Here is a 26,882-nt window from a genome sequence, read left to right on the forward strand (position 1 = left end):
TGCCACGGGATATCAAACAACGTGAAAACAGCGTAAAAGTGGGTCGTTAGCTCAGTTGGTAGAGCAGTTGACTTTTAATCAATTGGTCGCAGGTTCGAATCCTGCACGACCCACCACTTAAAAGTGGTACCGAGTAAAAATCTTCGAAGTCAGCACCCGAATGGGTCGTTAGCTCAGTTGGTAGAGCAGTTGACTTTTAATCAATTGGTCGCAGGTTCGAATCCTGCACGACCCACCACTTCGAAGAAAAAATCCCGCAAGGGGTCGTTAGCTCAGTTGGTAGAGCAGTTGACTTTTAATCAATTGGTCGCAGGTTCGAATCCTGCACGACCCACCAGTGTAGAAAGGCGCCCTAAAGGCGCCTTTTTGCTATCTGCAGCTTTTGTAGGTCGGGTAAGGCGAAGCCGCCACCCGACAAATGCTATCCGCACCTGTTTCCAGTGACTTTTTCTCTCATATTCGCTATCTTGTTTAGTATACAAAACACAATTGCCATGCGTTTTGCTATGTCAGGCAAAAGAAAGGCAATATTGTTAAGCCCGTAAAACGAGAAGCCATAATGAGCGTGATGTTTGATCCTGAAGCCGCAGTCTATCCGTTTCCGCCAAAGCCTGCGCCGCTGAGCCTTGATGAAAAGCAATTCTACCGCGAGAAGATCAAACGTCTTCTCAAAGCGCGCGATGCGGTGTTGGTAGCCCATTATTACACCGACCCGGAAATCCAGCAGCTGGCGGAAGAGACCGGGGGCTGTATTTCTGACTCGCTGGAGATGGCGCGCTTCGGGGCAAGACATCCCGCTTCCACGCTGCTCGTCGCAGGCGTGCGTTTTATGGGCGAAACGGCAAAGATCCTCAGCCCTGAAAAAACCATTCTGATGCCCACGCTCAATGCGGAGTGTTCGCTGGATCTCGGCTGCCCGATTGACGAATTCACCGCCTTCTGCGACGCCCATCCTGACCGGACCGTGGTGGTTTACGCCAACACCTCGGCGGCGGTAAAAGCTCGGGCAGACTGGGTTGTCACCTCCAGCATCGCCGTTGAGCTGATTGAACATCTGGACAGCCTGGGTGAGAAAATTATCTGGGCGCCTGACCGTCATCTTGGCAATTACGTTCAGAAGCAGACGGGCGCTGACGTCCTCTGCTGGCAGGGGGCCTGCATTGTCCACGATGAATTCAAAACCCAGGCGCTGGCGCGCATGAAGGCGCTTTATCCTGATGCCGCCATTCTTGTTCACCCTGAATCACCGCAGTCGATTGTCGACATGGCGGATGCGGTAGGATCAACCAGCCAGCTTATCAACGCGGCCAGAACGCTGCCAAACAGACAGCTCATCGTGGCGACCGATCGCGGCATTTTCTACAAGATGCAGCAGGCCGTACCGGAGAAAGAGCTCCTTGAAGCGCCAACGGCGGGCGAGGGCGCGACGTGTCGCAGCTGCGCGCATTGCCCGTGGATGGCGATGAACGGCCTGAAGGCCATTGCCGAAGGGCTGGAGACCGGCGGCGCAGCGCATGAAATCCACGTGGATGCCGCTTTGCGTGAAGGCGCGTTAATTCCGCTTAACCGCATGCTGGATTTTGCAGCTACACTACGTACTTAATTCAAAACGTCCCGGGGAAAAGATGGATTTTTTTAGCACGCAGAACATTCTGGTACATATACCGATTGGTGCAGGTGGCTATGACCTGTCATGGATTGAGGCCGTCGGCACGCTGGCGGGATTACTCTGCATCTGGCTGGCAAGCCTGGAGAAGATTAGCAATTATGCATTCGGGCTGATTAACGTCACGCTGTTTGCGATTATCTTCTTTCAGATCCAGCTGTACGCCAGCCTGCTTTTGCAGCTGTTTTTCTTCGCCGCCAACATTTACGGCTGGTACGCGTGGTCGCGTCAGAACGGCCAGCAGGAGGCAGAGCTGCAGATCCGCTGGCTGCCGTTGCCTAAAGCCATCGCCTGGTTTGTCGCCTGCGTGGTCGCGATTGGCTTAATGACCGTCTACATCAACCCGGTGTTTGCGTTCCTGACCCGCGTTGCTGTGTCGGTTATGTCCGGTTTCGGCCTGAACGTGACGATGCCTGTGCTCCAGCCGGATGCCTTCCCGTTCTGGGATTCCTGCATGATGGTGCTGTCGATTGCGGCGATGATCCTGATGACCCGCAAGTACGTCGAAAACTGGCTGCTGTGGGTCATCATCAACGTGATCAGCGTGGTGATTTTTGCGCTGCAGGGCGTTTATGCCATGTCGCTGGAGTACCTGCTGCTGACCTTCATCGCGCTCAACGGTAGCCGGATGTGGATTAACAGCGCGCGCGAGCGAGGTTCCCACGCGCTTTCCAGCTAGTGGTGATGGTGATGTGAATGTCCGGACTGCGCCTCGTTAAGGTCGCAGTCCGGCCCGCTGCAGGGCTGATACTCCATCTGGACGGTGGCGTGGCTAATGTCGTAGTGGTGCTCCAGGAAGTGCTGGATGCGATCGAGCAGCGCATCGTGGTCGTGGGGCGGGATCACCTGGACATGCAGCGTCATCACCGGTTTTTCACCCACCAGCCAGACGTGCACATGATGAACATTGCGCACTTCCGGTACCGAACGGCGCAGGTTACGCTTCAGTTCGTCGATGTCCATGGAGGCTGGCGCCCCTTCCAGCAGTTCATTGACGCTCTCCTTCAGGAGCCGCCAGGCGCTCCGTAACACCAGACACGATACCAGCACGGACAGAATCGGGTCGACAGGCGTCCAGCCGGTGTAGAGGATCACCAGCGCTGCGACAATCGCCCCAACTGAACCGAGCAAATCACCCAGCACATGCAGGGCCGCCGCGCGCACGTTGAGGTTCTTTTCCCCGCTACCGCGATGCAAAATCCAGAACGCCAGAATATTGGCCAGCAGTCCCGCCACCGCAATGACCATCATTGTTGCCCCGGCGATCGGCTGCGGGTGCCTGAAGCGCTGCACGGCCTCCCAGACGATGAGGATCGTAATGACTACCAGCGCGATGGCGTTAACAAACGCGGCAAGGGTGGTCAGCCTCAGCCAGCCGAAGGTATGGCGCGCATTGGGTGGACGCCGCGCGAACTGTACGGCCAGCAGGGCGAAGAGCAGCGCGGCGGCATCGGTCAGCATATGCCCGGCATCGGCCAAAAGCGCCAGAGAGCCGGAAACCAGGCCGCCAATGACCTCGATAATCATAAACGTTGCCGTGACGCCAAAGGCCAGCATCAGTCGTTTCGCGTTGTCGTTGCCGGGAGCGTGTGAGTGGGAATGGGTGTGCGCCATGTCTGCTTTCCTGATTTATTATTGTTTTTAGTGTAGCGTTTTTAATGGGTTGCTCCAAAAAGAAAGGAGAGCCTGAGCTCTCCTTTTTCTTTCGGCCACAACGGATTACTGGGTGGTACCGTCGGTTTTGGTATTGGCGTCGCTACCCACCTTGTCGTTAGGGTTCGGGCATTTGCCGTCTTTGCACACAGAGTTCTTATGGACCTCATCTGAACTCATATTGTCATGGTTCATGGTGCCGGAACCGCTACTGTCTTGATGCAGCATGGTACCGCCGGTGTTGGTGTTGCCGGTATTGATCTGGCTGTTGTCGACATTATTTGGAGCAAGATTCTGTTTCGCATCAGGGGCGGGCTGGCCTGCTGCCGCTGCCGCATTCGCGTCACCGTTGCTGTCAGAGGTGCCCGTTTCTGCGGCCAGAACGCTGCCGCTCGCTAAAGTGAGGGTGGCGGTCAGGAAGAGGGTTGCCAGTTTTGTCATTTTCATCATGGTGCTCCTGTTCTTGTCGTTACGCTGGATAACATCTCCAACAGTGCATCTTTTCAAAGGCGAAAGATTCCGCCATACGGACTTACGTCAGTAGGGAATCGCGTTTAAGCATGTAAAAGTGGTTGTTACAGTTAAAAAGCTTAGGTTAGATCTCACTTTTCGCTATTTTGTGGCGATTTTTAAGTGAATTCCAGGAATTATCTGCGTGAAGTGTAAAACCGTGTTTACACTTCCATACCGACAAGATAGATTGAAAGGATTGCTTTCATTACTAAAGATATGGCAGAGCTGGAAAGAAGATGAATTATCAGAACGACGATTTACGCATTAAAGAGATCAATGAGTTATTACCTCCCGTAGCGCTCCTTGAGAAATTCCCCGCCACTGAACATGCCGCAAACACGGTTTCTCATGCTCGCAAAGCGATCCATAAGATCCTGAAAGGTAATGACGATCGTCTTCTGGTGGTGATTGGCCCGTGCTCCATCCACGATCCTGCTGCCGCGAAAGAGTACGCGGCCCGTCTGCTCACCCTGCGTGAAGAGCTGAAGGATGAGCTGGAAATCGTGATGCGCGTCTATTTTGAAAAACCGCGCACCACCGTGGGCTGGAAAGGGCTGATTAACGATCCGCACATGGATAACAGCTTTCAGATCAACGACGGTCTGCGCATTGCGCGCAAGCTGCTGCTGGAGATCAACGACAGCGGCCTGCCTGCGGCCGGTGAATTCCTGGACATGATTACGCCACAATACCTGGCGGACCTGATGAGCTGGGGGGCAATTGGTGCCCGCACAACGGAATCTCAGGTCCACCGCGAGCTGGCGTCCGGCCTCTCCTGTCCGGTCGGATTCAAGAACGGCACTGACGGCACCATTAAGGTGGCTATCGACGCCATTAACGCAGCGGGCGCGCCGCACTGCTTCCTGTCCGTGACCAAATGGGGCCATTCCGCCATCGTAAACACCAGCGGTAACGGTGACTGCCATATCATTCTGCGCGGCGGCAAAGAGCCAAACTACAGTGCGCAACATGTGGCAGAAGTCAAAGTCGGGCTGGAAAAAGCCGGGCTGCCGCCGCAGGTGATGATCGATTTCAGCCACGCCAACTCCAGCAAGCAGTTCAAAAAGCAGATGGAAGTGGGGGCAGACGTCTGCCAGCAGATTGCCGGCGGCGAGAAGGCGGTGATTGGGGTGATGATCGAAAGCCATCTGGTTGAAGGTAACCAGAGCCTGGAGGGCAGCGAGCCGCTGGTGTATGGCAAAAGCGTCACCGATGCCTGCATCGGCTGGGATGATACCGATACCCTCCTGCGTCAGCTGGCGAATGCGGTAAAAGCGCGTCGCGGCTGAATGTCCAGGCACAAATAAAAAAGCGCGGAAGACTCCGCGCTTTTTTTATGGCCAGCTAATTACTTCGCTTTACCCTGGTTCGCAACGGCCGCGGCTTTCGCTGCGATTTCGTCCGCGTTACCCAGGTAATAGTGTTTGATTGGCTTGAAGTTTTCGTCGAACTCATACACCAGCGGTACGCCAGTTGGGATGTTCAGTTCAAGAATTTCGTCTTCACCCATGTTGTCCAGGTATTTCACCAGCGCACGCAGGGAGTTACCGTGAGCGGCGATGATCACGCGCTCGCCGCTTTTCAGGCGTGGCAGAATGGTTTCGTTCCAGTAAGGCACAACGCGGTCGATGGTCAGCGCCAGGCTCTCGGTGGTTGGCAGCTCGGCGTCGGTCAGCTTCGCGTAACGCGGGTCGTGGCCCGGATAGCGTTCGTCATCTTTGGTCAGCTCTGGTGGGGTGACCGCGAAGCCGCGACGCCACTGTTTAACCTGCTCATCACCGTATTTCTCAGCGGTTTCCGCTTTGTTCAGGCCCTGCAGTGCACCGTAGTGACGCTCGTTCAGTTTCCAGGATTTCTCAACCGGCAGCCAGGCCTGATCCAGTTCGTCCAGCACGTTCCACAGGGTATGGATGGCACGTTTCAGCACAGAGGTGTAAGCAAAATCAAAGCTGAAGCCTTCTTCCTTCAGCAGTTTACCTGCTGCTTTTGCTTCGCTTACGCCTTTCTCGGACAGATCAACGTCGTACCAACCGGTAAAGCGGTTTTCGTTGTTCCACTGGCTTTCGCCGTGACGCACCAGGACCAGCTTAGTAATAGCCATCTCTTACTCCTCAAGCATTTTTAGAATGATAACAATTCTCATTATATTGCCGTGGCCGTGCCACCAGCAACGCTTAACCCTAACCATAGCGAAAATAGTCTCTGAGTGTAAGATGCTTGTGAATCCAGGGTTATGATTTTGTCTGCGATCGGCGCTATTTTCAGCAAGGCGCACATAAAAAAGCCCTCGTTGTGAGGGCTGGCGTTTTTTGCCGGATGGCGCTCCGCTTATCCGGCCTACCCGTAGGACCGTGCAAGCGGAACGCCGCCTGGCATTAAGCGCGCGGAGTGAAATGATACTCGGTAACGCTAACGTACTCTTCACCCGGGCGCAGCACGCAGTCCGGCTGTGGCCAGTCCGTGTTGTTCGGGCTGTCCGGCAGGAACTCGCTCTCCAGCGCCAGACCCTGCCAGTCGCTGTATTCATTATGTTCGCGCGCCGTCGTGCCGCCGAGGTAGTTGCCGGAGTAAAACTGCAGGGCAGGGGCGGTGGTATACACCGTCATCTGCAGCTTATCGTCCGCGGACCAGACCTGCGCGGCAGGCTGTTTCACATCGCCTTTGGCCTGCAGCAGGAAAGCGTGGTCGTAGCCTTTCACCTTACGCTGATCGTCATCGCTCAGGAAATCCTTGGCGATAGCTTTCGCGTTGCGGAAGTCGAAGCTGGTGCCGCTCACGTCTTTAAGGCCCTGATACGGAATACCCGTCTCGTCAACCGGCAGATACGCATCCGCCAGGATCTGCAGCGTGTGGTTGCGCACGTCGCACTGGTTACCGTCGAGGTTGAAATAGGCGTGGTTGGTCAGGTTGACCGGACACGGCCTGTCGACCGTCGCACGGTATTCAATGGCGATACGGTTATCCTCCGTCAGCGTAAAGCGTGCCGAGGCGGTAAGATTTCCCGGGAAACCCTGATCGCCATCAGGCGAATCCAGGGAGAACAGCACTTCCCCGTCGTTTTGACGAACAATTTTCCAGCGGCGTTTATCAAACCCTTCCGGTCCGCCGTGCAGCTGGTTCTCTCCCTGGCTTGGCAGCAGGCTGTACTGCACGCCGTCGAGTTCAAAACGGCTCTTTGCGATGCGGTTAGCATAGCGCCCAACGGACGCGCCCAGAAAGGCGGACTGAGTGACATACTGCTCGGGGGAGGCGCAGCCGAGCAGGGTCTCGCGCACGGTGCCGTCAGGCATCGGTACGCGGGCTGAAAGAAGGGTTGCACCCCAGTCCATGACCGTAACGACCATCCCCGCGCTGTTGCGCAGGGTTAACAGGCGATACGGCAGACCATCCGGTGCGAGGGTAGGCGTTTCGTTTAGCACTGTCCGGCTCCTTGTGAAGCTTTACACACGTAGAAGGTTTCTTTGATCCCTGTTTTTGCTTCGTACTGTTTCGCCACGGCGTCCTGTACGGCAGGGACCAGCTCTTCAGGCACCAGCGCAACGATGCAGCCGCCAAAACCGCCGCCCGTCATGCGCACGCCGCCTTTGTCGCCGATGGTCGCTTTTACGATGTCCACCAGGGTGTCGATCTGCGGAACGGTGATTTCAAAATCATCGCGCATGGAGGCGTGGGATTCCGCCATCAGCTCACCCATGCGCTTCAGGTCACCTTTCGCCAGCGCGGAGGCGGCTTCAACGGTACGGGCATTTTCCGTCAGCACGTGGCGAACGCGTCTGGCGACGACCGGATCCAGCTCGTGCGCCACTTTATTAAATTCATTGAGCGTTACGTCGCGCAGGGCAGGCTGCTGGAAGAAGCGGGCGCCGGTTTCGCACTGCTCGCGGCGGGTATTGTATTCGCTGCCCACCAGCGTGCGCTTAAAGTTGCTGTTGATGATGACCACGGCCGCGCCTTTTGGCAGGGGAACGGCTTTGGTGCCCAGCGTGCGGCAATCAATTAACAGGGCATGATCTTTTTTGCCCAGGGCGGAGATCAGCTGGTCCATAATGCCGCAGTTACAGCCCACGAACTGGTTTTCCGCTTCCTGACCATTCAGGGCGATTTGCGCGCCGTCCAGCGGCAGATGATAAAGCTGCTGGAACACGGTGCCAACGGCGACTTCCAGCGACGCAGAGGAGCTTAAGCCCGCCCCCTGCGGCACGTTGCCGCTGATAACCAAATCCGCGCCGCCGAAGTTCTTGTTACGCTTCTGGAGGTGCTTTACCACGCCGCGCACGTAGTTAGACCACTGCTGGCCGTCGTGCGTCACGATCGGCGCGTCTAGTGAAAATTCGTCGAGCTCATTGTCGTAGTCCGCTGCGAGTACGCGAACGTTGCGGTCGTCGCGCTTCGCGCAGCTGATGACGGTCTGGTAATCAATGGCGCACGGCAGCACGAAACCGTCGTTATAGTCGGTGTGTTCACCAATCAGGTTAACGCGACCTGGCGCCTGGATAACGTGGGTGGCAGGGTAGCCAAATTTCTCAGCAAACAGGGATTGTGTTTTATCTTTCAGACTCATTTTTTAAACTCCTGATTCGCGATAGTGGACGTCGCTAACGGCACGCAGACGTTCTGCTGCCTGTTCCGCCGTCAGGTCACGCTGGGTTTCCGCCAGCATTTCATAGCCCACCATGAATTTACGTACCGTCGCAGAGCGCAGCAGCGGCGGATAGAAATGGGCGTGCAGCTGCCAGTGCTGATTTTCTTCACCGTTAAACGGCGCGCCGTGCCAGCCCATGGAATACGGGAAGGAGCACTGGAACAGGTTGTCGTAACGGCTGGTCAGCTTTTTCAGCGCCAGGGCAAGGTCGTCGCGCTGCGCGTCGCTGAGATCGGTGATGCGCAGCACGTGCGCTTTCGGCAGCAGCAGCGTTTCAAACGGCCACGCGGCCCAGTAGGGGACGACGGCCAGCCAGTGTTCGGTTTCCACCACGGTGCGGCTGCCGTCGGCCAGCTCGCGCCGGGTGTAATCCACCAGCAACGGCGAACCGTTTTCCGCGTAATACGCTCTCTGCAGACGGTCTTCGCGCTCGGCTTCGTTGGGCAGGAAGCTGTTCGCCCAAATCTGGCCGTGCGGGTGCGGGTTAGAACAGCCCATGGCCGCGCCTTTATTTTCGAACACCTGCACCCACGGATAAGTTTGGCCCAGCTCGGCGGTTTGCGTCTGCCAGGTGCTCACCACCTCTTTCAGCGCGTCGACGCTCAGCTCAGGCAGCGTTTTGCTGTGATCGGGCGAGAAGCAGATCACGCGGCTGGTACCGCGCGCGCTTTCGCAGCGCATCAGCGGATCGTGGCTTTGCGGCGCGTCCGGCGTGTCGGTCATCAGGGCGGCAAAATCGTTGGTGAAGACGAAGGTGCCTGTATAGTCCGGGTTTTTATCTCCGGTCACGCGCGTGTTGCCGGGGCACAGGAAGCAGTCCGGGTCATGCTGTGGCAGCGTCTGTTTTGCAGGCGTCTCCTGCGCCCCCTGCCAGGGGCGCTTGGCGCGATGCGGAGAAACCAAAATCCATTGCCCGCTGAGCGGGTTAAACCGACGATGCGGATGATCGACGGGATTAAATTGCGTCATGAAGGGATCCTTAGTCCGGATAGCCTTGCGGGTGGCGTGACTGCCAGTGCCAGGTATCCTGTGCCATTTCATCGAGCGTGCGCGTAACACGCCAGTTAAGCTCTTTGTCGGCTTTGGTAGCGTCGGCCCAGTACGCGGGCAGGTCGCCATCACGACGCGGGGCGAAGTGGTAGCTCACCGGCTTACCGCAGGCTTTGCTGAAGGCGTTAACCACGTCCAGCACGCTGCTGCCGACCCCGGCGCCGAGGTTGTAAATATGCACGCCCGGTTTATCCGCCAGCTGCTGCATGGCCGCCACGTGACCGTCGGCCAGATCCATTACGTGGATGTAGTCGCGCACGCCGGTGCCGTCTTCGGTCGGGTAGTCGTTGCCAAAAATCGCCAGCGACTCGCGACGGCCTACCGCTACCTGGGCGATATACGGCATCAGGTTGTTCGGAATGCCCTGCGGATCTTCACCCATGTCGCCAGACGGATGGGCGCCGACCGGGTTGAAGTAGCGCAGCAGGGCGATGCTCCACTCCGGCTGCGCTTTTTGCAGATCGGTCAGGATCTGCTCCACCATCAGCTTGCTTTTGCCGTACGGGCTTTGCGGCGTCCCGGTCGGGAAGCTTTCAACGTAAGGGATTTTGGGCTGATCGCCGTAGACGGTGGCGGAGGAGCTAAAGATGAAGTTTTTGACGTTGGCCGCGCGCATGGCGGAGATGAGACGCAGGGTACCGTTGACGTTGTTGTCGTAATACTCGAGCGGCTTCGCAACGGATTCACCGACCGCTTTCAGACCTGCGAAGTGGATCACCGCTTCGATGGCGTGGTCGTGAAGGATCTCGGTCATCAGCGCTTCGTTGCGGATGTCGCCTTCCACGAAGGTGGGCTGTTTACCGCCAAGGCGTTCAATCACCGGCAGCACGCTGCGCTTGCTGTTGCACAGGTTGTCGAGAATGATGACGTCATGACCGTTTTGCAGCAGCTGAACACAGGTATGACTTCCGATGTAACCGCTACCACCTGTTACCAGAACTCGCATAATTCGCTCCATTGGGCTTATGGTATGTAATAACCATAGCATAACAGAGACGTGAAAAGTGTGACACGGGATAAAATAGTGGAATCGTTTACACTGTTTTTAAAATCCGATTTTCAGCGGCGATGAGGCATTGTAGATCAACGGGATAGCAAAGTCTTAGTGCAGGTTATCTGAAAAACGGAGGGCGGCGCCCTCCGGAGGCTAATCGATTTTGCTTTGCCGATAGAAATAGCGTTCACCGTCCGCAACAAACTCCAGTCGATGAGTAATGCAGGAGGGGGCATCTTCGGCATGGTGTGAAACAAACAGCAGCTGCGTTTCACCTTCGCTAATCAGCACGTCCACAAAGCGGCGGATGAGCTGTCGGTTCAGCGGATCGAGTCCCTGCAGCGGTTCGTCGAGGATCAGCAGCGTAGGGTGTTTCACCAGCGCGCGAACGATCAGGGCCAGACGCTGCTGCCCCCACGACAGGCTATGAAACGGCGCGTCAGCGACCCGGCTGTCCATGCCCAGAATATCCAGCCACTGCTGGGCCAGCTTCTGCTGCCTGTCCGACACCGCCTGATAAATGCCGATGGAATCAAAATACCCGGAGAGGATCACGTTGCATACCGTGGTGCTGACACGGTAATCCAGATGCAGGCTGCTGCTGACGTAGCCGATATGTTTTTTGATATCCCAGATGGTTTCGCCGCTGCCTCGACGGCGGCCAAACAGCGTGAGATCGTTGCTATAGCCCTGCGGGTGATCGCCGGTTACCAGGCTCAGCAGCGTGGATTTTCCCGCGCCGTTGGGGCCAACAATCTGCCAGTGCTCGCCCGGATTGACCGTCCAGCTGAGGCGATTGAGGATCGGACGATCGTCATAAGTGACCATTCCATCCCGCAGCACGATGCGCGGCTGGTGGGGATCGAGCGCATGGCGCGCCGACGGAGCGTCGGGTTCCGGAAGGGCAATTCCGTCGAGCTTTTCGCTGTGCGCAAGCTGGGCAATAAGCGCCTGCTGAAGCAGCGTGGTTTTTTCACCCGTCTCGGTGAGGTTACAGTCAGCCAGCACGCCCGCGTGCTGGATAAACGCCGGAATTTCATCGAAGCGGTTAAGCACCAGCACCAGGGTATATCCCTGCTGATTAAGCGACTCCAGCAGGGATGCCAGCTGCGCGCGGGACTGCACGTCAAGGCCGTCAAACGGTTCGTCGAGGATAAGCAGCTCGGGCTCGCTCATCAGCGCCTGGCAGAGCAGCGTTTTCCGCGTTTCGCCGGTAGAGAGGTACTTAAAGCGCCGGTTGAGCAGGGGGGCGATACCGAACCGTTCCGCCAGGCGCTGACAGCGGGCGGGATCTTTCACCTCATCCTGAATAATTTCCGCCGCCGTGCGGCCGGTATCGTCTTCGCCAGGGCTGAGTAAATCGGTGTTATTGCGCTGCCACTCGTCGCTCACCAGCTTTTGCAGCTGTTCAAAGGACAGGCGCGTCAGGCGCGTAAAATCGCTCTGGTATTCACCCTTGAGGAGGGGAAGCTCTCCCGCCAGCGCGCGGGCCAGCGCGGATTTACCGCTGCCGTTGGTGCCGACAAACGCCCAGCTTTCACCCGCGCGTATCGTCAAATCGGCAATCGTCAGCGTTCGGGTATCGCTAAGACGAAACGTGCCTTGCGAAATTTGCAATGATGACATGATTTATCCCTGTTTTTGCAGCAACAGATATCAGGGATACGCACTGTCGGCGCGATTGTCAATGCGCTCAGCACAATGTGGCGATAATCACCCGGTCCGCGTTGAACCATGCGGTAACGACGGTGCCTTCTTCTAAACCCTCCGCTTCGCTAAGCGGGATCGTCGCGCAAAGCCGTTGCCCATCGGCCAGCGTCATCAGCACTTCGCACTGCGCCTGGCCGCGTTCGATATGGCTGATTGCGGCCCGTAGCTGGTTATCGGCTGCTTTTGCGGCGTCGGGATCGCGGGTGATATTCACCCACGGCGCTTTCACGAGCGCCAGCACCTCTTTACCTTCCTCCAGGCCAAGACGTTCTGCGCTCTGCGCGGTTATGGCGGCTTTCAGACGGGTGGTGCCATCGGCGAGCAGGATCTCAATATGCTGCTGGACCTGCAGATTGTCGCGCGCCGTCACCGTCCCAAACCACTGGTTACGGGCGCTGGTCTGGAGCGAGAAGCGGGAAATGGCCGCCAGCAAACTGTCCAGCGGTACGTTATCGTCATCGCTCAACGCGTCAAACGCTTTTTGCTGGATCTGGGCCAGCAGATCGTAAAGCTGAATAAGGCGCTGGCCATAGCGCGTGACGATTGCACCGCCGCCGCCTTTGCCGCCCGTGGCTCTGTCCACCAGCGGCTGTTCGCTCAGGGTGTTCATCTCGTTGATGGCATCCCAGGCGCTTTTATAGCTGATGCCGGCGTTTTTTGCCCCCTGGCTAATCGAGCCCGTTTGTTCTATTTGTTTAAGCAGGGCGATACGTCGCGGGTCGGCGAAAAGCTTTTGCTGAAGTCGGAGTGTGAGGAGAATTTCGGCCTGCATAACAGTATCCTGGCAAAAGGAGTATTGTGACCCAAATGGTGCAGGGCGCAAAGGGTACCGCACAAAAGGGGATGTTTTTCTCACCTGAAAGGGTAGAATAAGCTATTCACAATATCTGGAGAAAACCATGTTAGAGTTGTTGAAAAGTCTGGTATTCGCCGTGATCATGGTACCAGTAGTGATGGCCATCATCCTCGGTGCCATCTACGGCCTGGGTGAAGTGTTCAACCTCTTTTCGAACATTGGTCACAAAGACCAGCCTAAAAAGCAGCATTGATTCCCTTCAGAACGCCCGGCCAGCCCGGGCGTTTTGCTCTCAAGTTTTCCGCATTTTCGTCGATAATAGTGTAGGCCTCACGCCGGTTTACCTCTTCAGCGGTACGATTTAACGCTGGGATCTCCCTGACGTTATCGTTATATTAATATGTATATAACGCTACTCACAGGAGTTACAGATGGCACGTTCATGGGTACGCCTTTTCGCAGGGGCAACGCTGACGCTTTCACTTACCGGACACGCGCTGGCGGACGACGGTAAAATCACGGTCTTTGCGGCGGCGTCGCTGACCAACGCGCTGCAGGATATCGCGGCGGCGTATAAAAAAGAGAAAAACGTCGAGGTGGTCTCCTCGTTTGCCTCTTCCTCAACGCTGGCGCGCCAGATAGAAGCGGGCGCACCGGCGGATCTGTTCATTTCGGCTGACCAGAAGTGGATGGATTACGCGGTGGAGAAGAAATCGATTGATGCGGAAACCCGCGAAACGCTGCTGGGCAATAGCCTGGTCGTCGTGGCGCCAAAAGCCAGCGCGCAGGCCGACTTCACCATCAACAAAGAGACAAACTGGACGAGCCTGCTCAACGGTGGCCGACTGGCGGTGGGCGATCCGGAGCACGTTCCTGCCGGTATTTATGCCAAAGAAGCGCTGCAAAAGCTGGGGGCATGGGAGACATTGTCGCCGAAGCTGGCCCCGGCGGAAGATGTCCGCGGCGCGCTGGCGCTGGTGGAGCGCAACGAAGCCCCGCTGGGCATTGTGTATGGCTCTGATGCCGTTGCCAGCAAGGGCGTGAAAGTGGTGGCAACGTTCCCGGAAGACTCCCACAAGAAAGTGGAATATCCTGTTGCGATTGTTGATGGACATAAAAATGCGACCGTGACGGCCTTCCGCGATTACCTGAAGGGGCCGGAAGCGTCCGCAATCTTTAAACGTTACGGATTTACGACTCACTGATGATATTGACCGATCCTGAATGGCAGGCTGTTCTGCTGAGCCTTAAAGTCTCTTCCCTGGCGGTTGCGCTGAGTTTGCCCTTTGGGATCTTCTTTGCCTGGTTACTGGTTCGCTGCCGGTTTCCCGGCAAAGCGCTGCTCGACAGCGTGCTTCATCTTCCGCTCGTTTTGCCACCCGTGGTGGTTGGTTACCTGCTGCTGGTTTCGATGGGCCGACGCGGCTTTATCGGCGAGAAGCTCTACGACTGGTTTGGGCTGACGTTCGCCTTTAGCTGGCGCGGTGCGGTACTGGCGGCGGCGGTGATGTCATTCCCGCTGATGGTGAGGGCAATCCGCCTCGCGCTGGAAGGGGTGGACATGAAGCTCGAACAGGCGGCCCGCACGCTGGGCGCCGGGCGCTGGCGCGTCTTTTTCACCATCACGCTCCCCCTGACGTTACCCGGCATTATTGTTGGTACGGTGCTGGCTTTCGCCCGCTCGCTGGGCGAGTTCGGCGCGACCATCACGTTCGTATCGAACATTCCCGGCGAGACGCGCACGATTCCGTCAGCCATGTATACGCTGATACAAACGCCGGGCGGAGAAGGCGCGGCGGCGCGGCTGTGCATCATCTCGATCGTCTTAGCCCTGGCGTCGCTGCTGGTGTCGGAATGGCTGGCGCGGCTGAGCCGCGAGCGGATGGGGAAATAAGCATGCTGGAACTGAACTTCACCCAGACGCTGGGAAACCATACCCTGACGCTTAACGAGACGCTGCCTGCGAGCGGTATCACCGCCATCTTCGGCGTGTCGGGGGCGGGCAAAACGTCGCTGATCAATGCCATCAGCGGCCTGACGCGCCCGCAGTCAGGACGCATTGTATTGAACAACCGCGTTTTGAATGACGTGGAAAATAAGGTGTATCTGTCGCCGGATAAGCGCCGCATCGGCTATGTTTTCCAGGACGCGCGCCTGTTCCCGCACTACAGCGTGCGCGGCAACCTGCGTTACGGCATGGCGAAAAGCATGGCCGGGCAGTTTGATAAGCTGGTAACGCTTTTAGGCATTGAGCCACTGCTCGACAGGCTGCCATCCTCGCTCTCCGGCGGAGAAAAACAGCGCGTGGCTATCGGCCGCGCGTTGCTGACGGCGCCCGAACTGCTGCTGCTCGACGAACCGCTGGCCTCGCTGGATATTCCGCGTAAGCGCGAGCTTCTGCCCTATCTACAGCGCCTGACGCGCGAAATTAATACTCCGATGCTCTACGTCAGCCATTCGCTGGATGAGATCCTCCATCTGGCCGACAAGGTGCTGGTGCTGGAGGAGGGCAGCGTGAAGGCCTTCGGCAACCTCGAAGAGGTGTGGGGCAGCAGCGTGATGCACCCCTGGTTACCCCGGGAGCAGCAGAGCAGCATCCTGAAGGTGAGCGTGCTGGAACATCACCCGCACTACGCGATGACCGCGCTGGCGCTGGGCGACCAGCACCTGTGGGTCAATAAGATCGACAAACCACTACAGTCGGCGCTGCGAATTCGCATCCAGGCGTCGGACGTCTCGCTGGTGCTGCAGCCGCCGCTGCAAACCAGCATTCGAAATATTCTGCGCGCCAAAGTCGCGGAGTGTTTTGATGATAACGGGCAGGTGGAAGTGAAGCTTGAAGTCGGCAGCAGGACGCTCTGGGCGCGCATTAGCCCGTGGGCCAGGGATGAGTTAGGGATCAAGCCCGGCCTGTGGCTTTACGCGCAAATTAAGAGCGTCTCAATCACCGCCTGATTACAGCAGGTGGGTATAAATGTACTGCGCGATGCTGTCGGTGGTGTTGTCGCCAATCACCACGTTAGCGCGCGCTTTTACCGCGTCGTCGGCATTGCCCATCGCCACGCCCGTCCCGGCGGCTTCCAGCATGCTGATGTCGTTGTAGTTGTCGCCAAAGGCGATGACGTCTTGCATTGACCCGCCCTGCGATTCCACGAACTGCGTCAGACGCTTGCCTTTGCTGTTGCCTTTGCGGGCAATATCCACCTGATCGTGCCAGGACCATTCGCACTCCAGACCCAGCGTCTGTTCCACGTGCTTCGCGAAGGCATTCAGTTTGGTGGTGTCTTCATCCGTCAGGGCGAATTTCCAGATAGCCTCAACGTCCTGAGCCGCCTGGCGCAGGGAGGAAACCTGGGTAAAGACCGGACGCTGCGCTTCAGGCAGGGACAACGCCCAGTTGCTGGTGCGCACCACGTGGCCGGTTGGGCGCTCGTAGACCATCGCGTTATCCACGTACATCAGGCCGTGAATGGCATGCTCATCCAGCAGATCAATCAGCTGCAGCGCCTGGGGAACCGGTAGCGGGTCGGAGGCTAAAACCTTTTTTGCCTGATAATCATACAAATAAGTGCCATTACAACAAATTGCAGGTGTATCTAACGCCAGTGCCTGATAAAAAGGATGAATGGCAACGTGATGTCGACCCGTAACGATAAGAAGTTGATATCCTGCTTCCTGGGCGCGCTTAAGCGCTTCAAGGGAGGAGGGGAGCAGGGTTTTCTGAGGGGTAAGTAATGTTCCGTCTAAATCCAGTGCAATCACACGCGAGGTCATTTGTTCTTCCGGGTTAATGTTGAATTTTAGGTCTCAGGCGATGTTACACCGAGAGTAAATCGCTGCAAAATTCCTGGCTAAAATTCAGCATTCACCGTTAAAAATAATCACTTTCACGCGCAGTGAGGAAAGGAGTGTTCATGAAACAAACCGTTTATACCGCCAGTCCTGAAAGTCAGCAGATCCACGTCTGGCGTTTGAATGCAGAAGGTTCGCTCACGCTGGTTCAGGTTGTTGATGTTCCGGGGCAGGTACAGCCAATGGTCGTCAGCCCGGATAAACGTTTTCTCTATGTTGGCGTTCGCCCTGAGTTCCGGGTGCTGGCCTACCGCATTTCGCCGGACGACGGCGCGCTGACCTACGCTGCCGAAGCCCCGCTGCCGGGCAGCCCTACCCACATCTCTACCGATCGTAAAGGGCGCTTTATCTTTAGCGGCTCTTACAATGCGGGCTGCGTCAGCGTGACGCGTCTTGACGACGGCATTCCGGTCGAAACCGTGGACGTGGTAGAAGGGCTGGAAGGCTGCCACTCGGCGAACATCTCTCCGGACAACCGCACGCTGTGGGTGCCTGCGCTGAAGCAGGATCGCATCTGTCTGTTCACCCTGAGCGACGATGGTCACCTGGTGGCGCAGACGCCTGCTGAAGTCACGACGGTAGAGGGCGCAGGTCCGCGTCATATGGTGTTCCATCCGAACCAGCATTACGCCTACGTGGTCAACGAGCTGAACAGCTCTGTGGACGTCTGGGAACTGAAAGATCCTAACGGCCAGATCGAGTGCGTGCAGACGCTGGACATGATGCCGTCTGATTTCTCCGACACCCGCTGGGCGGCGGATATCCACATCACGCCTGACGGACGTCATCTGTACGCCTGCGACCGTACCTCCAGCCTGATTACCGTCTTCAGCGTTTCTGAAGATGGCAGCGTGCTGGCCATCGAAGGTTTCCAGCCAACGGAAACCCAGCCGCGCGGCTTTAATATCGATCGCAGCGGGAAGTATCTGATTGCGGCGGGGCAGAAATCCCACCACATCGCGCTGTATGAAATTAAAGGCGAGCAGGGTCTGCTGGAAGAGAAAGGGCGCTACGCCGTAGGCCAGGGGCCAATGTGGGTGGTGGTTAACGCTCACTAAGCGGCTTAAAACAAAAAACCTCGCCAATGCGAGGTTTTTTTATGCCCGGTGGTAGCCGGGTGAGCACATCAAAACGTAACCAACATGTTCATCATAATGTCGACTCAAAGCGAAGTAAATTCCTCGTCAACGAAGGGCAAACAACGTGGAAAGATTAGAAATTTCTATTTTGATAATAATCAGTCGCTTACATGCGTATTCTTTATAGATTCCTAAACTGATTTTATCTGTTTTTATGTACAGTAGTGATTTGATATCATTCTGTCCGTTGGCTTGATGTGTTGCAGTTCCGCAATTCAGGATCCGTATTCAGTCCTGGCTGTCTGGTGGTGCCGACGGTGCCTAAACTGCGGAGCACATCAAAACATAACCAACACACCTCTGGTGACAGGCAGCGGAAAGGTAAATCAGAGGAGAAGTGCTCTATACCAAAGGAGTGGCGTATGAGCGGTGTGGAATGGGCAATTCTGTTCCTGCAACTCATGGTTGCGATTATGCAACTATTGGATGCGTATCTTAAGTTTGGTGCCTGACGCATTCAGTCGCAGTAAAAAGGGGGATTAATATCCCCCTTTTACTCTCATCTTATTACTGCTTCGGCTCGGCAACCACTTTGCTACCCAGACCGCGGTTGTTGTATTCCCACATGCGGTTAAAGTTTGCGTCGTTCAGGTTGCGCTGCACGTTCCCTTTATCATCCACCGCGCCGGTATTGCCGGAGAACGGACGTTTGGAGATCGCGGCATCCGCCCACGGCTTCGCCATGTTGAAGCCTTCGTTGATCACGCTGTCGCGGATCACCACCTGACCGTTGGTCGCAGCGTCCACGTCCAGAGAGCGTCCCAGCTGCGCCACGCCGTCACCGGCAGCGTTAAAGCGGCTGTTCACGGCCAGGAAGCCGTAGAAGAGGTTCGACTGGGTTGCCGGGGCAAACACGAAACCTTCCTGCTGGGTACGAGAGTTCACCACGCGGAAATCGGTGTTATCAAATACCACCGCGCCGCGGCCGGATACCAGATCCACGTCACCTTCAACGTAGCTGTTGGTGACCAGCGTACGGGTCAGGCGGTTGTTCTGCAGAGTGTTCTGCACGCCGCTGTTGGTCACGAAGAAGGTGTTCTGACGACCCAGGATGTTGACGTTGTTAATCTGCACCCGATCGCCATCGCTGCGCAGCGCAACGGCCTGGTGGTTACCGGCATCAACGCTGTCGCCCAGGGTATTCTGAATGGTCAGGTTCTGCAGCTGCAGGCCGTTATTCTGAGACCAGAATACCGCCGAACACATCACGCCAACGGTGGCGGAACGCTTGCTCTGGCAGTTATCAAACATGTACCACGCCGGTTTACCCGGCATATATTTACCGGCCGGGTTCACCAGGTGACGCCAGGTGTTGCTGTCGATTTCGGAATCAATCGCCAGGCCAATTTTTACGTCGATCGCTTTTTCGCCCAGACCGTAAAGCGTAATGCTGCCCGGGGCTGCCGGAACATACACGGTGCCTTCATATTCACCCGGCAGGATCGCGATGTACTGGCGAGACGCGCTGTGTTTCGTGATGGCAGCATCGACCGCAGCCTGAATAGAGGTGTGCGTTACGCCCTGCGCGCCTGCCGGGCCAACCACGAAGTCAGGCTGTTTCGGCAGGCTAATAGAAGACGGTGCCCACGGCGCAGCGTTAGGATCCATCGCCGAGAAGTAGTGCGCGCGATCGAAGTTCTTCGCTTCATCTGCGGACAAAATCGGGCGCGAGGCGGTGCCGGGCGCAACCTGCTCAGAAGGGCGCTGATCCGGTGGGGTTGAACTGCATGCGGATAAGGTCACGCCAAAGGCGAGTGCCAACGCCAGACGGGAAATCCTGGAAATGTTCAAGGTGAAGCTCCTGGGTATGCAAGTCTTTACGGGATAGACGAAATAGCCTGCTTTTTTATACTAAGTTGAGCGAAACGGGAAGATAAAAAGGGTAAAAGTTGCATTTTTCGCCCCGGAGCGGCAGGTAAACGATCACAAATAAATAACATTTTCCGCAAAGTCGGTTGACAGCAGACAGCAGATGAAAATAAATGTCTATACAACCCATGACAAGTGGAATGCCCATGCAGCAGATTCATCCCGACGATGTTATATGGCGAAATGCGCGACTGGCAACGATGGCGCCGGACGTCTCCGCACCCTATGGACTGAAAGAGCAACACGCCCTGGTCGTGCGCGGCCACACCCTTCTGGCCGCGATCCCTGAATCTGACATTCCTGCCGGACACCCTCACTGTATCGATCTCCAGGGTCGTCTGGTCACCCCGGGCCTGATTGACTGCCATACCCACCTGGTGTTTGGCGGCGACCGCGCGGCGGAGTGGGAGCAGCGTCTGAACGGCGTCTCTTATCAAACCATCAGCGCCCAGGGGGGCGGGATTAACGCTACCGTGACGGCGACGCGCGGCAGCTCGCCCGAAGCCCTGCTTACGCTGGCGCAGCAGCGGCTTCAGCGTCTGATGGATGAAGGCGTCACCACGGTTGAAATCAAATCTGGATACGGTTTAAACGCCGAGGCCGAAGAGAAGATGCTGCAGGTCGCGCGCCAGCTAAGCCTCAATAATCCGATCGATATCAGCCCAACGCTGCTGGCGGCCCATGCGGTTCCGCCGGAATACCGGCAGGATCCGGATGCCTACCTCACGCTGGTCTGCGAGCAGATATTGCCCACGCTGTGGCAAAAAGAGCTATATGAAGCGGTAGACGTGTTCTGCGAAAACGTCGGCTTTACGCCGTCGCAAACCGAGCGCCTCTTTAAGGCGGCAACCGCGCTCAGTATCCCGGTGAAAGGGCACGTTGAGCAGCTGTCGAATCAGGGCGGCGCGGCGCTGGTCAGCCGGTATAGAGGACTTTCCGCCGACCATATCGAATACCTCGACGACGCGGGCGTTCAGGCGATGGCGCAAAGCGGTACGGTGGCGGTCTTGCTTCCCGGCGCGTTCTATTTTCTGCAGGAGCGCCAGCGCCCGCCGGTGGAACGGCTCAGAAAACAGGGGGTCCCGATGGCCGTCGCCACCGACTATAACCCGGGCACCAGCCCGTTTGCGAGCCTGCACCTGGCGATGAACATGGCCTGCGTTCAGTTTGGCCTGACGCCGGAAGAGGCCTGGGCTGGCGTCACGCGCCACGCGGCGCAGGCGCTGGGGCGTGGCGCAACCCACGGACAGCTGCGGGCCGGATTTGTCGCTGATTTCATCGTCTGGGATGCACACCATCCGGTCGAGATGGTCTACGAGCCGGGGCGCAATCCGCTGTATCAACGTATTTTCCGTGGGGAGGCAGTATGAGCTTATGGCGGCCGGTAGCCGAAACGGTCTGGCAGGGGCGCGACGACAGCGCCGAGGCCAGCAACGCAACGCGCATTTTTCAGACGATAAGGCAGCAGAAGCAGTTCACGCCGCTATCATCCGGCATCGCGCTGATAGGCTTTGAATGTGATGCAGGCGTTAAGCGCAATCAGGGCAGGCCCGGCGCCGCGCAGGCGCCGGATATACTGCGTAAGGCGCTGGCGAATATGGCAAGCCATCAGGGTCATGAACGGCTGGCGGATATGGGGTCGGTTTACGTTGAAGGCGACGAGCTGGAAGCGGCACAGCAGGCGTTAAGCGATGCCGTGACGGCCTGCCAGCAGTCCGGAATGCGCACGCTGGTGTTTGGCGGCGGGCACGAGACCGCCTGGGGGCACGGTCGGGGCATTCTGGACGCCTTTCCGCACGAGCGGGTGGCCATCATCAACCTTGATGCCCATCTCGACCTGCGCAAGGCCGAGCGGGCGACGTCCGGCACGCCGTTTCGCCAGCTGGCGCACTACTGCGATGAGCGCGGGCGGGAGTTTCACTATGCCTGCTTTGGCGTCAGCCGGGCGGCGAACACCCAGGCGCTGTGGGATGAGGCCGAACGCCTGAACGTCACGCTGGTGGAAGATTTGCATTTCAGTCGCGATGCGCAGCCTGCGCTGGAAAAGGTGCTGGCGCAGGCCGACCGCGTCTTCCTGACGATCGATCTGGACGTCCTGCCCGCCAGCGAAATGCCTGCCGTTTCCGCTCCGGCGGCGTTAGGCATACCGGCACGGGATCTCCTCCCCCTGATTGAACAAATCTGCCGAAGCGGTAAGCTACAGGCCGCCGATCTGGTAGAGTTTAACCCGCAGTATGACCGCGACGGGCAGGGCGCTAAGCTCGCCGCCCGTCTGGCCTGGCAAATTGCTCACTGGTGGGCATAACACTATTCAAGGAGTCACGATGTTTTCACGCTCACCCCTGCCGCCGTCGAGCCCTCCCGCACCTTTCTACGAAAAGGTAAAGCAGGCGATCAGCGAAAAAATCGCCACCGGCGTCTGGCGGCCGCACGACCGCATTCCGTCGGAGGCTGACCTGGTGGCGCAGTTTGGCTTTAGCCGGATGACCATCAACCGGGCGCTGCGCGAGCTGACCGACGAAGGGCTGCTGGTGCGCCTGCAGGGCGTGGGGACGTTCGTGGCGGAGCCGAAAGGGCAGTCGGCGCTGTTTGAAATCCGCAGCATTGCGGACGAGATTGCCGCGCGTAATCATCAGCACCGCTGCGAGGTGCTGGTGCTTGAAGAGACCCAGGCCAGCGCCGAGCAGGCCGCAGAGCTTAATGTTAAAGAAGGCAGCCGCATCTTCCACTCGGTGATGGTGCACTTTGAGAACGACGTTCCGGTACAGATTGAAGATCGCTGCGTGAACGCTGAGCGGATCCCGGACTATCTCAGCCAGGATTACACCCAGACCACGCCGCATGCCTATCTCTCGCTCGTCGCACCGCTGACGGAAGGGGAACACATCGTGGAGGCCGTGCGCGCCACGCCGCAGGAGTGCGAAAGGCTGCGTATTAAAGAGCACGATCCGTGCCTGCTGATCCGCCGCCGTACCTGGTCCTCGTCGCACATTGTGTCCCATGCCAGGCTGCTTTTCCCGGGGAACCGTTACCGGCTGCAGGGCCATTTCATGTCATAAGTTTTATAAGCGTGATCGCTAACGCAATATAACAAAATTGTATCTTTTTTGTTAAATCTGACCTTGTGTGTGCTTGTCTATACAAGTATATCTAAATGCATCATCTGTCCCGTATAGGAGCACACAATGTCGTCAGGTAAATACCGCCAGCAGGACGTCCGCGCCGCGCGCGGCACCACGCTTACCGCCAAAAGCTGGCTCACCGAAGCCCCGCTGCGCATGTTGATGAACAACCTCGATCCTGAGGTGGCGGAAAACCCCCACGAGCTGGTGGTCTACGGCGGCATTGGCCGCGCCGCGCGCAACTGGGAATGCTATGACGCAATTGTAAAATCCCTGACCGAACTCGAACACGACGAAACCCTGCTGGTGCAGTCCGGCAAGCCGGTTGGCGTGTTCAAAACGCACAAAAACGCGCCGCGCGTTTTGATCGCCAACTCTAACCTCGTGCCGCACTGGGCCACCTGGGAACACTTCAACGAACTCGACGCGAAAGGGCTGGCGATGTATGGCCAGATGACCGCCGGGAGCTGGATCTACATCGGCAGCCAGGGCATTGTGCAGGGCACCTACGAGACCTTCGTGGAAGCCGGTCGCCAGCACTACAGCGGCTCGCTGAAAGGCCGCTGGGTACTGACCGCCGGTCTGGGCGGCATGGGCGGCGCGCAGCCGCTGGCCGCCACGCTCGCCGGTGCCTGCTCGTTAAACATTGAGTGCCAGCAGAGCCGCATTGATTTCCGTTTGCGTACCCGCTACGTCGACGAACAGGCCGAGAATCTCGATGACGCGCTGGCGCGTATCAAAAAATACACGTCCGAAGGCAAAGCGGTGTCGATCGCCCTGTGCGGCAACGCGGCGGATATTCTGCCTGAACTTGTCGCCCGCGGCGTGCGTCCGGATCTGGTCACTGACCAGACCAGCGCCCATGACCCGCTGCACGGCTATCTGCCAAAAGGCTGGACGTGGGAAGCCTACCAGCAGAAAGCGGAAACCGACCCGGAAGGTACGGTGCTCGCCGCGAAGCGCTCTATGGCGGAACACGTCTCCGCTATGCTGGCCTTCAGCCAGATGGGGATCCCGACCTTTGATTACGGCAACAACATCCGCCAGATGGCGAAAGAGATGGGCGTGAATAACGCCTTCGACTTCCCGGGCTTCGTGCCTGCCTATATCCGTCCGCTGTTCTGCCGCGGTATCGGTCCGTTCCGCTGGGTTGCCCTCTCCGGCGATCCGGAAGATATCTACAAAACCGATGCCAAAGTAAAGGAGATCGTCGCCGATGACGAACACCTGCACCGCTGGCTGGACATGGCCCGCGAGCGCATTAACTTCCAGGGGCTGCCGGCGCGTATCTGCTGGGTAGGCCTGGAGTGGCGACAAAAGCTGGGCCTGGCCTTTAACGAGATGGTGCGCAGCGGCGAAGTCTCCGCGCCGATCGTCATTGGCCGCGACCACCTGGACTCCGGCTCCGTTGCCAGCCCGAACCGTGAAACCGAAGCCATGCGCGACGGCTCGGATGCGGTCTCCGACTGGCCATTGCTGAACGCTCTGCTCAATACCGCCAGCGGCGCGACCTGGGTATCGCTGCACCACGGCGGCGGCGTGGGGATGGGCTTCTCCCAACACTCCGGGATGGTCATCGTCTGCGACGGAACCGATGAAGCCGCCGCGCGTATCGCTCGCGTGCTGCACAACGACCCGGCAACCGGCGTGATGCGTCACGCGGATGCGGGCTACGAAATTGCCATTGACTGTGCCAAAGAGCAGGGACTTAACCTGCCGATGATCCCTGCCACACAAGGAAAGCATGAATGAACGCCTTAACACTCACTCCCGGCTCGCTGACGCTGAAACAGCTGCGTAACGTCTGGCGTCAGCCGGTCACCCTTTCGCTGGATGAAAGCGCCCACGCCGCCATTAACGACAGCGTCGCCTGCGTTGAAGCCATCGTTGCCGAAGGGCGCACGGCTTACGGGATTAACACCGGCTTTGGCCTGCTGGCGCAGACCCGCATTGCGACGCACGATCTGGAAAACCTGCAGCGTTCGCTGGTGCTGTCGCACGCGGCGGGCGTCGGCCAGCCGCTGGACGACGAGATCGTTCGTCTGATGATGGTGCTCAAAATCAACAGCCTGGCGCGCGGTTTCTCCGGCATCCGCCTGAGCGTGATCCAGGCGCTGATGGCGCTGGTCAATGCGGAGGTCTATCCGTGGATCCCGGCGAAGGGCTCCGTCGGTGCCTCCGGCGATCTCGCGCCGCTGGCGCACATGTCGCTGCTGCTGCTGGGTGAAGGCAAAGCGCGCTGGCAGGGCGAGTGGCTGCCTGCGAAAGAGGCGCTGAAAAAAGCGGGCTTAAGCCCGATCACGCTGGCGGCGAAAGAGGGGCTGGCGCTGCTGAACGGCACCCAGGCATCGACCGCCTTCGCGCTGCGCGGCCTGTTCGAAGCGGAAGATCTGTTTGCCTCGGCGGTGGTGTGCGGTGCGTTGACCACCGAAGCCGTGCTGGGCTCGCGTCGCCCGTTCGACGCCCGCATCCACGAGGTGCGCGGCCAGCGCGGGCAGATTGATGCCGCCGCGATGTACCGCCACGTGCTTACCGACACCAGCGAGATTGCCGATTCACACCACAACTGCGAGAAGGTGCAGGATCCGTACTCCCTGCGCTGCCAGCCGCAGGTAATGGGCGCGTGCCTGACGCAGCTGCGCCAGGCGGCTGAGGTGCTGCTGGTGGAGGCTAACGCGGTGTCCGATAACCCGCTGGTCTTCGCCGAGGAAAACGAGGTGGTCTCCGGGGGCAACTTCCACGCTGAACCGGTGGCGATGGCGGCGGATAATATCGCCCTGGCGATTGCCGAGGTCGGCGCGTTGTCCGAGCGCCGCATCGCGCTGATGATGGATAAACACATGTCGCAGCTGCCGCCGTTCCTGGTGCGCAACGGCGGGGTCAACTCGGGCTTTATGATTGCTCAGGTGACGGCCGCAGCGCTGGCAAGCGAGAACAAGGCGCTGTCGCACCCGCACAGCGTGGACAGCCTGCCAACCTCGGCGAATCAGGAAGATCACGTTTCGATGGCACCGGCTGCCGGGCGTCGTCTCTGGGAAATGGCCTCCAACACCCGCGGCGTGCTGGCGGTGGAATGGCTGGCGGCAAGTCAGGGTATCGATCTGCGTGAAGGGCTAAAATCCAGCCCGCTGCTGGAGCAGGCGCGTCATGCGCTGCGCGAGCATGTATCGCATTACGATGACGACCGCTTCTTTGCGCCGGATATTGATAAGGCGATGCAGCTTCTGGAAGAAGGGCGACTGGTGGGCCTGTTACCTTCGGTGCTGTGATTTTTTTGCCCGGTGGCGCTGCGCTTACCGGGCCTGCGAGTGCGAAATCCAGGCCGGGTAAGGCGTAGCCGCCACCCGGCTTTTTTTTACGAATACATCGCCGTAATCGACGCGTTTCCGAGGGTATGGAAATGCACGTTAAATCCAACCATCGCGCCGCTCGCCCCTTCATCGACCTCAATCTTCTCCACATCCAGCGCGTGCACCGTGAAGATATAGCGGTGGGTTTCCCCTTTTGGCGGTGCCGCGCCGCCGTAGCCCGCTTTACCAAAGTCAGTGCGCGTCTGAATCGCGCCGTCAGGAAGGGCAACCAGGCCTGAACCGGAACCCTGCGGCAGCACGCGCGTGTCGGCAGGCAGGTTCGCCACGATCCAGTGCCACCAGCCGGAGCCGGTTGGCGCATCCGGGTCGTAGCAGGTCACGACAAAGCTTTTGGTGCCTGCCGGAACCTCGTCCCACGCCAGGTGCGGAGAGATATTGTCTCCCTGATACCCCATGCCGTTGAATACGTGGCGTTCCGGCAGCTTTTCACCGTCGCGCAGATCTTTACTGATGATTTTCATACGGTTTACCCTCGTTGATCGCTCGTTCAGCAAGTGTAATGCAT

Annotated in this window: 26 protein-coding genes and 3 tRNA genes; 17 read left to right on the forward strand and 12 right to left on the reverse strand. The window is 58.0% G+C overall.

Going from position 1 to position 26,882, the window contains the following annotated elements; genetic code table 11:
- Nucleotides 1-40 precede the first annotated feature (40 nt).
- The 5 genes from ACJBF3_RS20205 to pnuC all read left to right on the forward strand — a co-directional run bounded on the left by ACJBF3_RS20205 (nt 41) and on the right by pnuC (nt 2,345).
- Nucleotides 41-116, forward strand: a tRNA-Lys gene (locus ACJBF3_RS20205).
- A 46-nt stretch (nt 117-162) separates the two neighbouring features.
- A tRNA-Lys gene (locus ACJBF3_RS20210) sits at nt 163-238 on the forward strand.
- Nucleotides 239-261: 23 nt separating this feature from the next.
- A tRNA-Lys gene (locus ACJBF3_RS20215) sits at nt 262-337 on the forward strand.
- A gap of 222 nt (nt 338-559) precedes the next feature.
- Complete coding sequence (gene nadA / locus ACJBF3_RS20220; protein WP_045331958.1) at nt 560-1,603, forward strand: quinolinate synthase NadA; 1,044 nt, start codon at nt 560-562, stop codon at nt 1,601-1,603.
- Nucleotides 1,604-1,625: 22 nt separating this feature from the next.
- On the forward strand, nt 1,626-2,345 hold the full coding sequence (gene pnuC, locus ACJBF3_RS20225; RefSeq protein WP_045331957.1) for a nicotinamide riboside transporter PnuC: 720 nt from the start codon (nt 1,626-1,628) through the stop codon (nt 2,343-2,345).
- Here pnuC and zitB read toward each other — a convergent pair.
- Nucleotides 2,342-3,280 (reverse strand): CDF family zinc transporter ZitB, encoded by a 939-nt coding sequence (zitB, locus tag ACJBF3_RS20230; RefSeq protein WP_045331956.1) that lies wholly within the window; start codon nt 3,278-3,280, stop codon nt 2,342-2,344. The two genes, pnuC and zitB, sit on opposite strands and share 4 nt — an antisense overlap.
- Before the next feature lie 105 nt (nt 3,281-3,385).
- Entirely contained in the window at nt 3,386-3,766 is a 381-nt protein-coding gene (locus tag ACJBF3_RS20235; protein ID WP_045331955.1) for a protein YbgS, read from the reverse strand.
- Between the two features lie 302 nt (nt 3,767-4,068).
- On the opposite strand from ACJBF3_RS20235, the gene aroG reads away from it, so the two are divergent.
- On the forward strand, nt 4,069-5,121 hold the full coding sequence (gene aroG, locus ACJBF3_RS20240) for a 3-deoxy-7-phosphoheptulonate synthase AroG (protein WP_045331954.1): 1,053 nt from the start codon (nt 4,069-4,071) through the stop codon (nt 5,119-5,121).
- 59 nt (nt 5,122-5,180) lie between these two features.
- Here the strand turns inward: aroG and gpmA are convergent, their stop codons facing one another.
- From gpmA to modE, 7 genes are all read right to left on the reverse strand, one after another.
- Complete coding sequence (gpmA, locus tag ACJBF3_RS20245) at nt 5,181-5,933, reverse strand: 2,3-diphosphoglycerate-dependent phosphoglycerate mutase (RefSeq protein ID WP_008501111.1); 753 nt, start codon at nt 5,931-5,933, stop codon at nt 5,181-5,183.
- Nucleotides 5,934-6,207: 274 nt separating this feature from the next.
- On the reverse strand, nt 6,208-7,251 hold the full coding sequence (galM, locus tag ACJBF3_RS20250; protein ID WP_045331952.1) for a galactose-1-epimerase: 1,044 nt from the start codon (nt 7,249-7,251) through the stop codon (nt 6,208-6,210).
- Nucleotides 7,245-8,393, reverse strand: coding sequence for a galactokinase (gene galK / locus ACJBF3_RS20255; protein ID WP_045331951.1), 1,149 nt, complete (start codon nt 8,391-8,393; stop codon nt 7,245-7,247). The genes galM and galK overlap by 7 nt, the downstream gene beginning before the upstream one ends.
- A gap of 3 nt (nt 8,394-8,396) precedes the next feature.
- Nucleotides 8,397-9,443 carry a galactose-1-phosphate uridylyltransferase gene (gene galT / locus ACJBF3_RS20260; RefSeq protein ID WP_047717675.1) on the reverse strand — a complete coding sequence of 349 codons (1,047 nt, stop codon included), beginning with the start codon at nt 9,441-9,443 and terminating at the stop codon, nt 8,397-8,399.
- Between the two features lie 10 nt (nt 9,444-9,453).
- Nucleotides 9,454-10,470 carry a UDP-glucose 4-epimerase GalE gene (gene galE, locus ACJBF3_RS20265; protein ID WP_032638951.1) on the reverse strand — a complete coding sequence of 339 codons (1,017 nt, stop codon included), beginning with the start codon at nt 10,468-10,470 and terminating at the stop codon, nt 9,454-9,456.
- Between the two features lie 201 nt (nt 10,471-10,671).
- On the reverse strand, nt 10,672-12,144 hold the full coding sequence (gene modF, locus ACJBF3_RS20270) for a molybdate ABC transporter ATP-binding protein ModF (protein ID WP_045331949.1): 1,473 nt from the start codon (nt 12,142-12,144) through the stop codon (nt 10,672-10,674).
- Between the two features lie 67 nt (nt 12,145-12,211).
- Nucleotides 12,212-13,000, reverse strand: a complete 789-nt coding sequence (modE, locus tag ACJBF3_RS20275) for a molybdenum-dependent transcriptional regulator (RefSeq protein WP_045331948.1) — start codon at nt 12,998-13,000, stop codon at nt 12,212-12,214.
- A 127-nt stretch (nt 13,001-13,127) separates the two neighbouring features.
- Here modE and ACJBF3_RS20280 point away from each other — a divergent pair, with 127 nt between their 5' ends.
- From ACJBF3_RS20280 to modC, 4 genes are all read left to right on the forward strand, one after another.
- A complete protein-coding gene (locus tag ACJBF3_RS20280) occupies nt 13,128-13,277 on the forward strand; it encodes an AcrZ family multidrug efflux pump-associated protein (RefSeq protein WP_032638956.1) in 150 nt (49 codons plus the stop codon).
- Between the two features lie 178 nt (nt 13,278-13,455).
- On the forward strand, nt 13,456-14,229 hold the full coding sequence (gene modA / locus ACJBF3_RS20285; RefSeq protein ID WP_045331947.1) for a molybdate ABC transporter substrate-binding protein: 774 nt from the start codon (nt 13,456-13,458) through the stop codon (nt 14,227-14,229).
- Entirely contained in the window at nt 14,229-14,918 is a 690-nt protein-coding gene (modB, locus tag ACJBF3_RS20290; RefSeq protein WP_045331946.1) for a molybdate ABC transporter permease subunit, read from the forward strand. The genes modA and modB overlap by 1 nt, the downstream gene beginning before the upstream one ends.
- Before the next feature lie 2 nt (nt 14,919-14,920).
- Nucleotides 14,921-15,979, forward strand: coding sequence for a molybdenum ABC transporter ATP-binding protein ModC (gene modC / locus ACJBF3_RS20295; protein ID WP_045331945.1), 1,059 nt, complete (start codon nt 14,921-14,923; stop codon nt 15,977-15,979).
- On the opposite strand, the gene ACJBF3_RS20300 is transcribed toward modC, so the two are convergent.
- Nucleotides 15,980-16,798, reverse strand: a complete 819-nt coding sequence (locus tag ACJBF3_RS20300; RefSeq protein ID WP_047717673.1) for a pyridoxal phosphatase — start codon at nt 16,796-16,798, stop codon at nt 15,980-15,982.
- Nucleotides 16,799-16,938: 140 nt separating this feature from the next.
- On the opposite strand from ACJBF3_RS20300, the gene pgl reads away from it, so the two are divergent.
- Nucleotides 16,939-17,934 (forward strand): 6-phosphogluconolactonase, encoded by a 996-nt coding sequence (gene pgl / locus ACJBF3_RS20305; RefSeq protein WP_045331294.1) that lies wholly within the window; start codon nt 16,939-16,941, stop codon nt 17,932-17,934.
- Between the two features lie 443 nt (nt 17,935-18,377).
- Nucleotides 18,378-18,467: a type I toxin-antitoxin system toxin TisB gene (tisB, locus tag ACJBF3_RS20310; RefSeq protein WP_023332440.1), complete on the forward strand. Its 90-nt coding sequence runs from the start codon at nt 18,378-18,380 to the stop codon at nt 18,465-18,467.
- 55 nt (nt 18,468-18,522) lie between these two features.
- Here the strand turns inward: tisB and ACJBF3_RS20315 are convergent, their stop codons facing one another.
- The gene (locus tag ACJBF3_RS20315) at nt 18,523-19,806 is read right to left on the reverse strand and encodes a putative acyl-CoA thioester hydrolase (RefSeq protein WP_045331293.1); all 1,284 of its coding nucleotides are present in this window, start codon (nt 19,804-19,806) and stop codon (nt 18,523-18,525) included.
- A gap of 224 nt (nt 19,807-20,030) precedes the next feature.
- On the opposite strand from ACJBF3_RS20315, the gene hutI reads away from it, so the two are divergent.
- From hutI to hutH, 5 genes are all read left to right on the forward strand, one after another.
- Nucleotides 20,031-21,254, forward strand: a complete 1,224-nt coding sequence (hutI, locus tag ACJBF3_RS20320; RefSeq protein WP_045331290.1) for an imidazolonepropionase — start codon at nt 20,031-20,033, stop codon at nt 21,252-21,254.
- Nucleotides 21,251-22,189, forward strand: a complete 939-nt coding sequence (gene hutG, locus ACJBF3_RS20325; RefSeq protein WP_045331288.1) for a formimidoylglutamase — start codon at nt 21,251-21,253, stop codon at nt 22,187-22,189. Before hutI ends, hutG begins: the two co-directional genes overlap by 4 nt.
- 19 nt (nt 22,190-22,208) lie before the next feature.
- A complete protein-coding gene (locus tag ACJBF3_RS20330) occupies nt 22,209-22,943 on the forward strand; it encodes a histidine utilization repressor (protein WP_045331285.1) in 735 nt (244 codons plus the stop codon).
- Between the two features lie 126 nt (nt 22,944-23,069).
- Nucleotides 23,070-24,758, forward strand: coding sequence for a urocanate hydratase (hutU, locus tag ACJBF3_RS20335; RefSeq protein ID WP_045331282.1), 1,689 nt, complete (start codon nt 23,070-23,072; stop codon nt 24,756-24,758).
- Nucleotides 24,755-26,275: a histidine ammonia-lyase gene (gene hutH, locus ACJBF3_RS20340; protein WP_045331279.1), complete on the forward strand. Its 1,521-nt coding sequence runs from the start codon at nt 24,755-24,757 to the stop codon at nt 26,273-26,275. Before hutU ends, hutH begins: the two co-directional genes overlap by 4 nt.
- Before the next feature lie 86 nt (nt 26,276-26,361).
- Here the strand turns inward: hutH and ACJBF3_RS20345 are convergent, their stop codons facing one another.
- The gene (locus ACJBF3_RS20345; protein ID WP_045331274.1) at nt 26,362-26,838 is read right to left on the reverse strand and encodes a kinase inhibitor; all 477 of its coding nucleotides are present in this window, start codon (nt 26,836-26,838) and stop codon (nt 26,362-26,364) included.
- Nucleotides 26,839-26,882: the final 44 nt, after the last annotated feature.

This window comes from Enterobacter sp. PP-008-ECC_S150 (assembly GCF_045257065.1).
Classification (GTDB): Bacteria; Pseudomonadota; Gammaproteobacteria; order Enterobacterales; family Enterobacteriaceae; genus Enterobacter; species Enterobacter chengduensis.

What these genes read in the sequence shown, in the direction of transcription:
- nadA (WP_045331958.1), top strand. Translation starts at nt 560, where the DNA reads ATGAGCGTGATGTTTGATCCTGAAGCCGCAGTCTATCCGTTTCCGCCA.
- pnuC (WP_045331957.1), top strand. Translation starts at nt 1,626, where the DNA reads ATGGATTTTTTTAGCACGCAGAACATTCTGGTACATATACCGATTGGT.
- zitB (WP_045331956.1), bottom strand. Translation starts at nt 3,280, where the DNA reads ATGGCGCACACCCATTCCCACTCACACGCTCCCGGCAACGACAACGCG.
- ACJBF3_RS20235 (WP_045331955.1), bottom strand. Translation starts at nt 3,766, where the DNA reads ATGAAAATGACAAAACTGGCAACCCTCTTCCTGACCGCCACCCTCACT.
- aroG (WP_045331954.1), top strand. Translation starts at nt 4,069, where the DNA reads ATGAATTATCAGAACGACGATTTACGCATTAAAGAGATCAATGAGTTA.
- gpmA (WP_008501111.1), bottom strand. Translation starts at nt 5,933, where the DNA reads ATGGCTATTACTAAGCTGGTCCTGGTGCGTCACGGCGAAAGCCAGTGG.
- galK (WP_045331951.1), bottom strand. Translation starts at nt 8,393, where the DNA reads ATGAGTCTGAAAGATAAAACACAATCCCTGTTTGCTGAGAAATTTGGC.
- galT (WP_047717675.1), bottom strand. Translation starts at nt 9,443, where the DNA reads ATGACGCAATTTAATCCCGTCGATCATCCGCATCGTCGGTTTAACCCG.
- galE (WP_032638951.1), bottom strand. Translation starts at nt 10,470, where the DNA reads ATGCGAGTTCTGGTAACAGGTGGTAGCGGTTACATCGGAAGTCATACC.
- modF (WP_045331949.1), bottom strand. Translation starts at nt 12,144, where the DNA reads ATGTCATCATTGCAAATTTCGCAAGGCACGTTTCGTCTTAGCGATACC.
- modE (WP_045331948.1), bottom strand. Translation starts at nt 13,000, where the DNA reads ATGCAGGCCGAAATTCTCCTCACACTCCGACTTCAGCAAAAGCTTTTC.
- ACJBF3_RS20280 (WP_032638956.1), top strand. Translation starts at nt 13,128, where the DNA reads ATGTTAGAGTTGTTGAAAAGTCTGGTATTCGCCGTGATCATGGTACCA.
- modA (WP_045331947.1), top strand. Translation starts at nt 13,456, where the DNA reads ATGGCACGTTCATGGGTACGCCTTTTCGCAGGGGCAACGCTGACGCTT.
- modB (WP_045331946.1), top strand. Translation starts at nt 14,229, where the DNA reads ATGATATTGACCGATCCTGAATGGCAGGCTGTTCTGCTGAGCCTTAAA.
- modC (WP_045331945.1), top strand. Translation starts at nt 14,921, where the DNA reads ATGCTGGAACTGAACTTCACCCAGACGCTGGGAAACCATACCCTGACG.
- ACJBF3_RS20300 (WP_047717673.1), bottom strand. Translation starts at nt 16,798, where the DNA reads ATGACCTCGCGTGTGATTGCACTGGATTTAGACGGAACATTACTTACC.
- pgl (WP_045331294.1), top strand. Translation starts at nt 16,939, where the DNA reads ATGAAACAAACCGTTTATACCGCCAGTCCTGAAAGTCAGCAGATCCAC.
- tisB (WP_023332440.1), top strand. Translation starts at nt 18,378, where the DNA reads ATGAGCGGTGTGGAATGGGCAATTCTGTTCCTGCAACTCATGGTTGCG.
- hutI (WP_045331290.1), top strand. Translation starts at nt 20,031, where the DNA reads ATGCAGCAGATTCATCCCGACGATGTTATATGGCGAAATGCGCGACTG.
- hutG (WP_045331288.1), top strand. Translation starts at nt 21,251, where the DNA reads ATGAGCTTATGGCGGCCGGTAGCCGAAACGGTCTGGCAGGGGCGCGAC.
- ACJBF3_RS20330 (WP_045331285.1), top strand. Translation starts at nt 22,209, where the DNA reads ATGTTTTCACGCTCACCCCTGCCGCCGTCGAGCCCTCCCGCACCTTTC.
- hutU (WP_045331282.1), top strand. Translation starts at nt 23,070, where the DNA reads ATGTCGTCAGGTAAATACCGCCAGCAGGACGTCCGCGCCGCGCGCGGC.
- hutH (WP_045331279.1), top strand. Translation starts at nt 24,755, where the DNA reads ATGAACGCCTTAACACTCACTCCCGGCTCGCTGACGCTGAAACAGCTG.
- ACJBF3_RS20345 (WP_045331274.1), bottom strand. Translation starts at nt 26,838, where the DNA reads ATGAAAATCATCAGTAAAGATCTGCGCGACGGTGAAAAGCTGCCGGAA.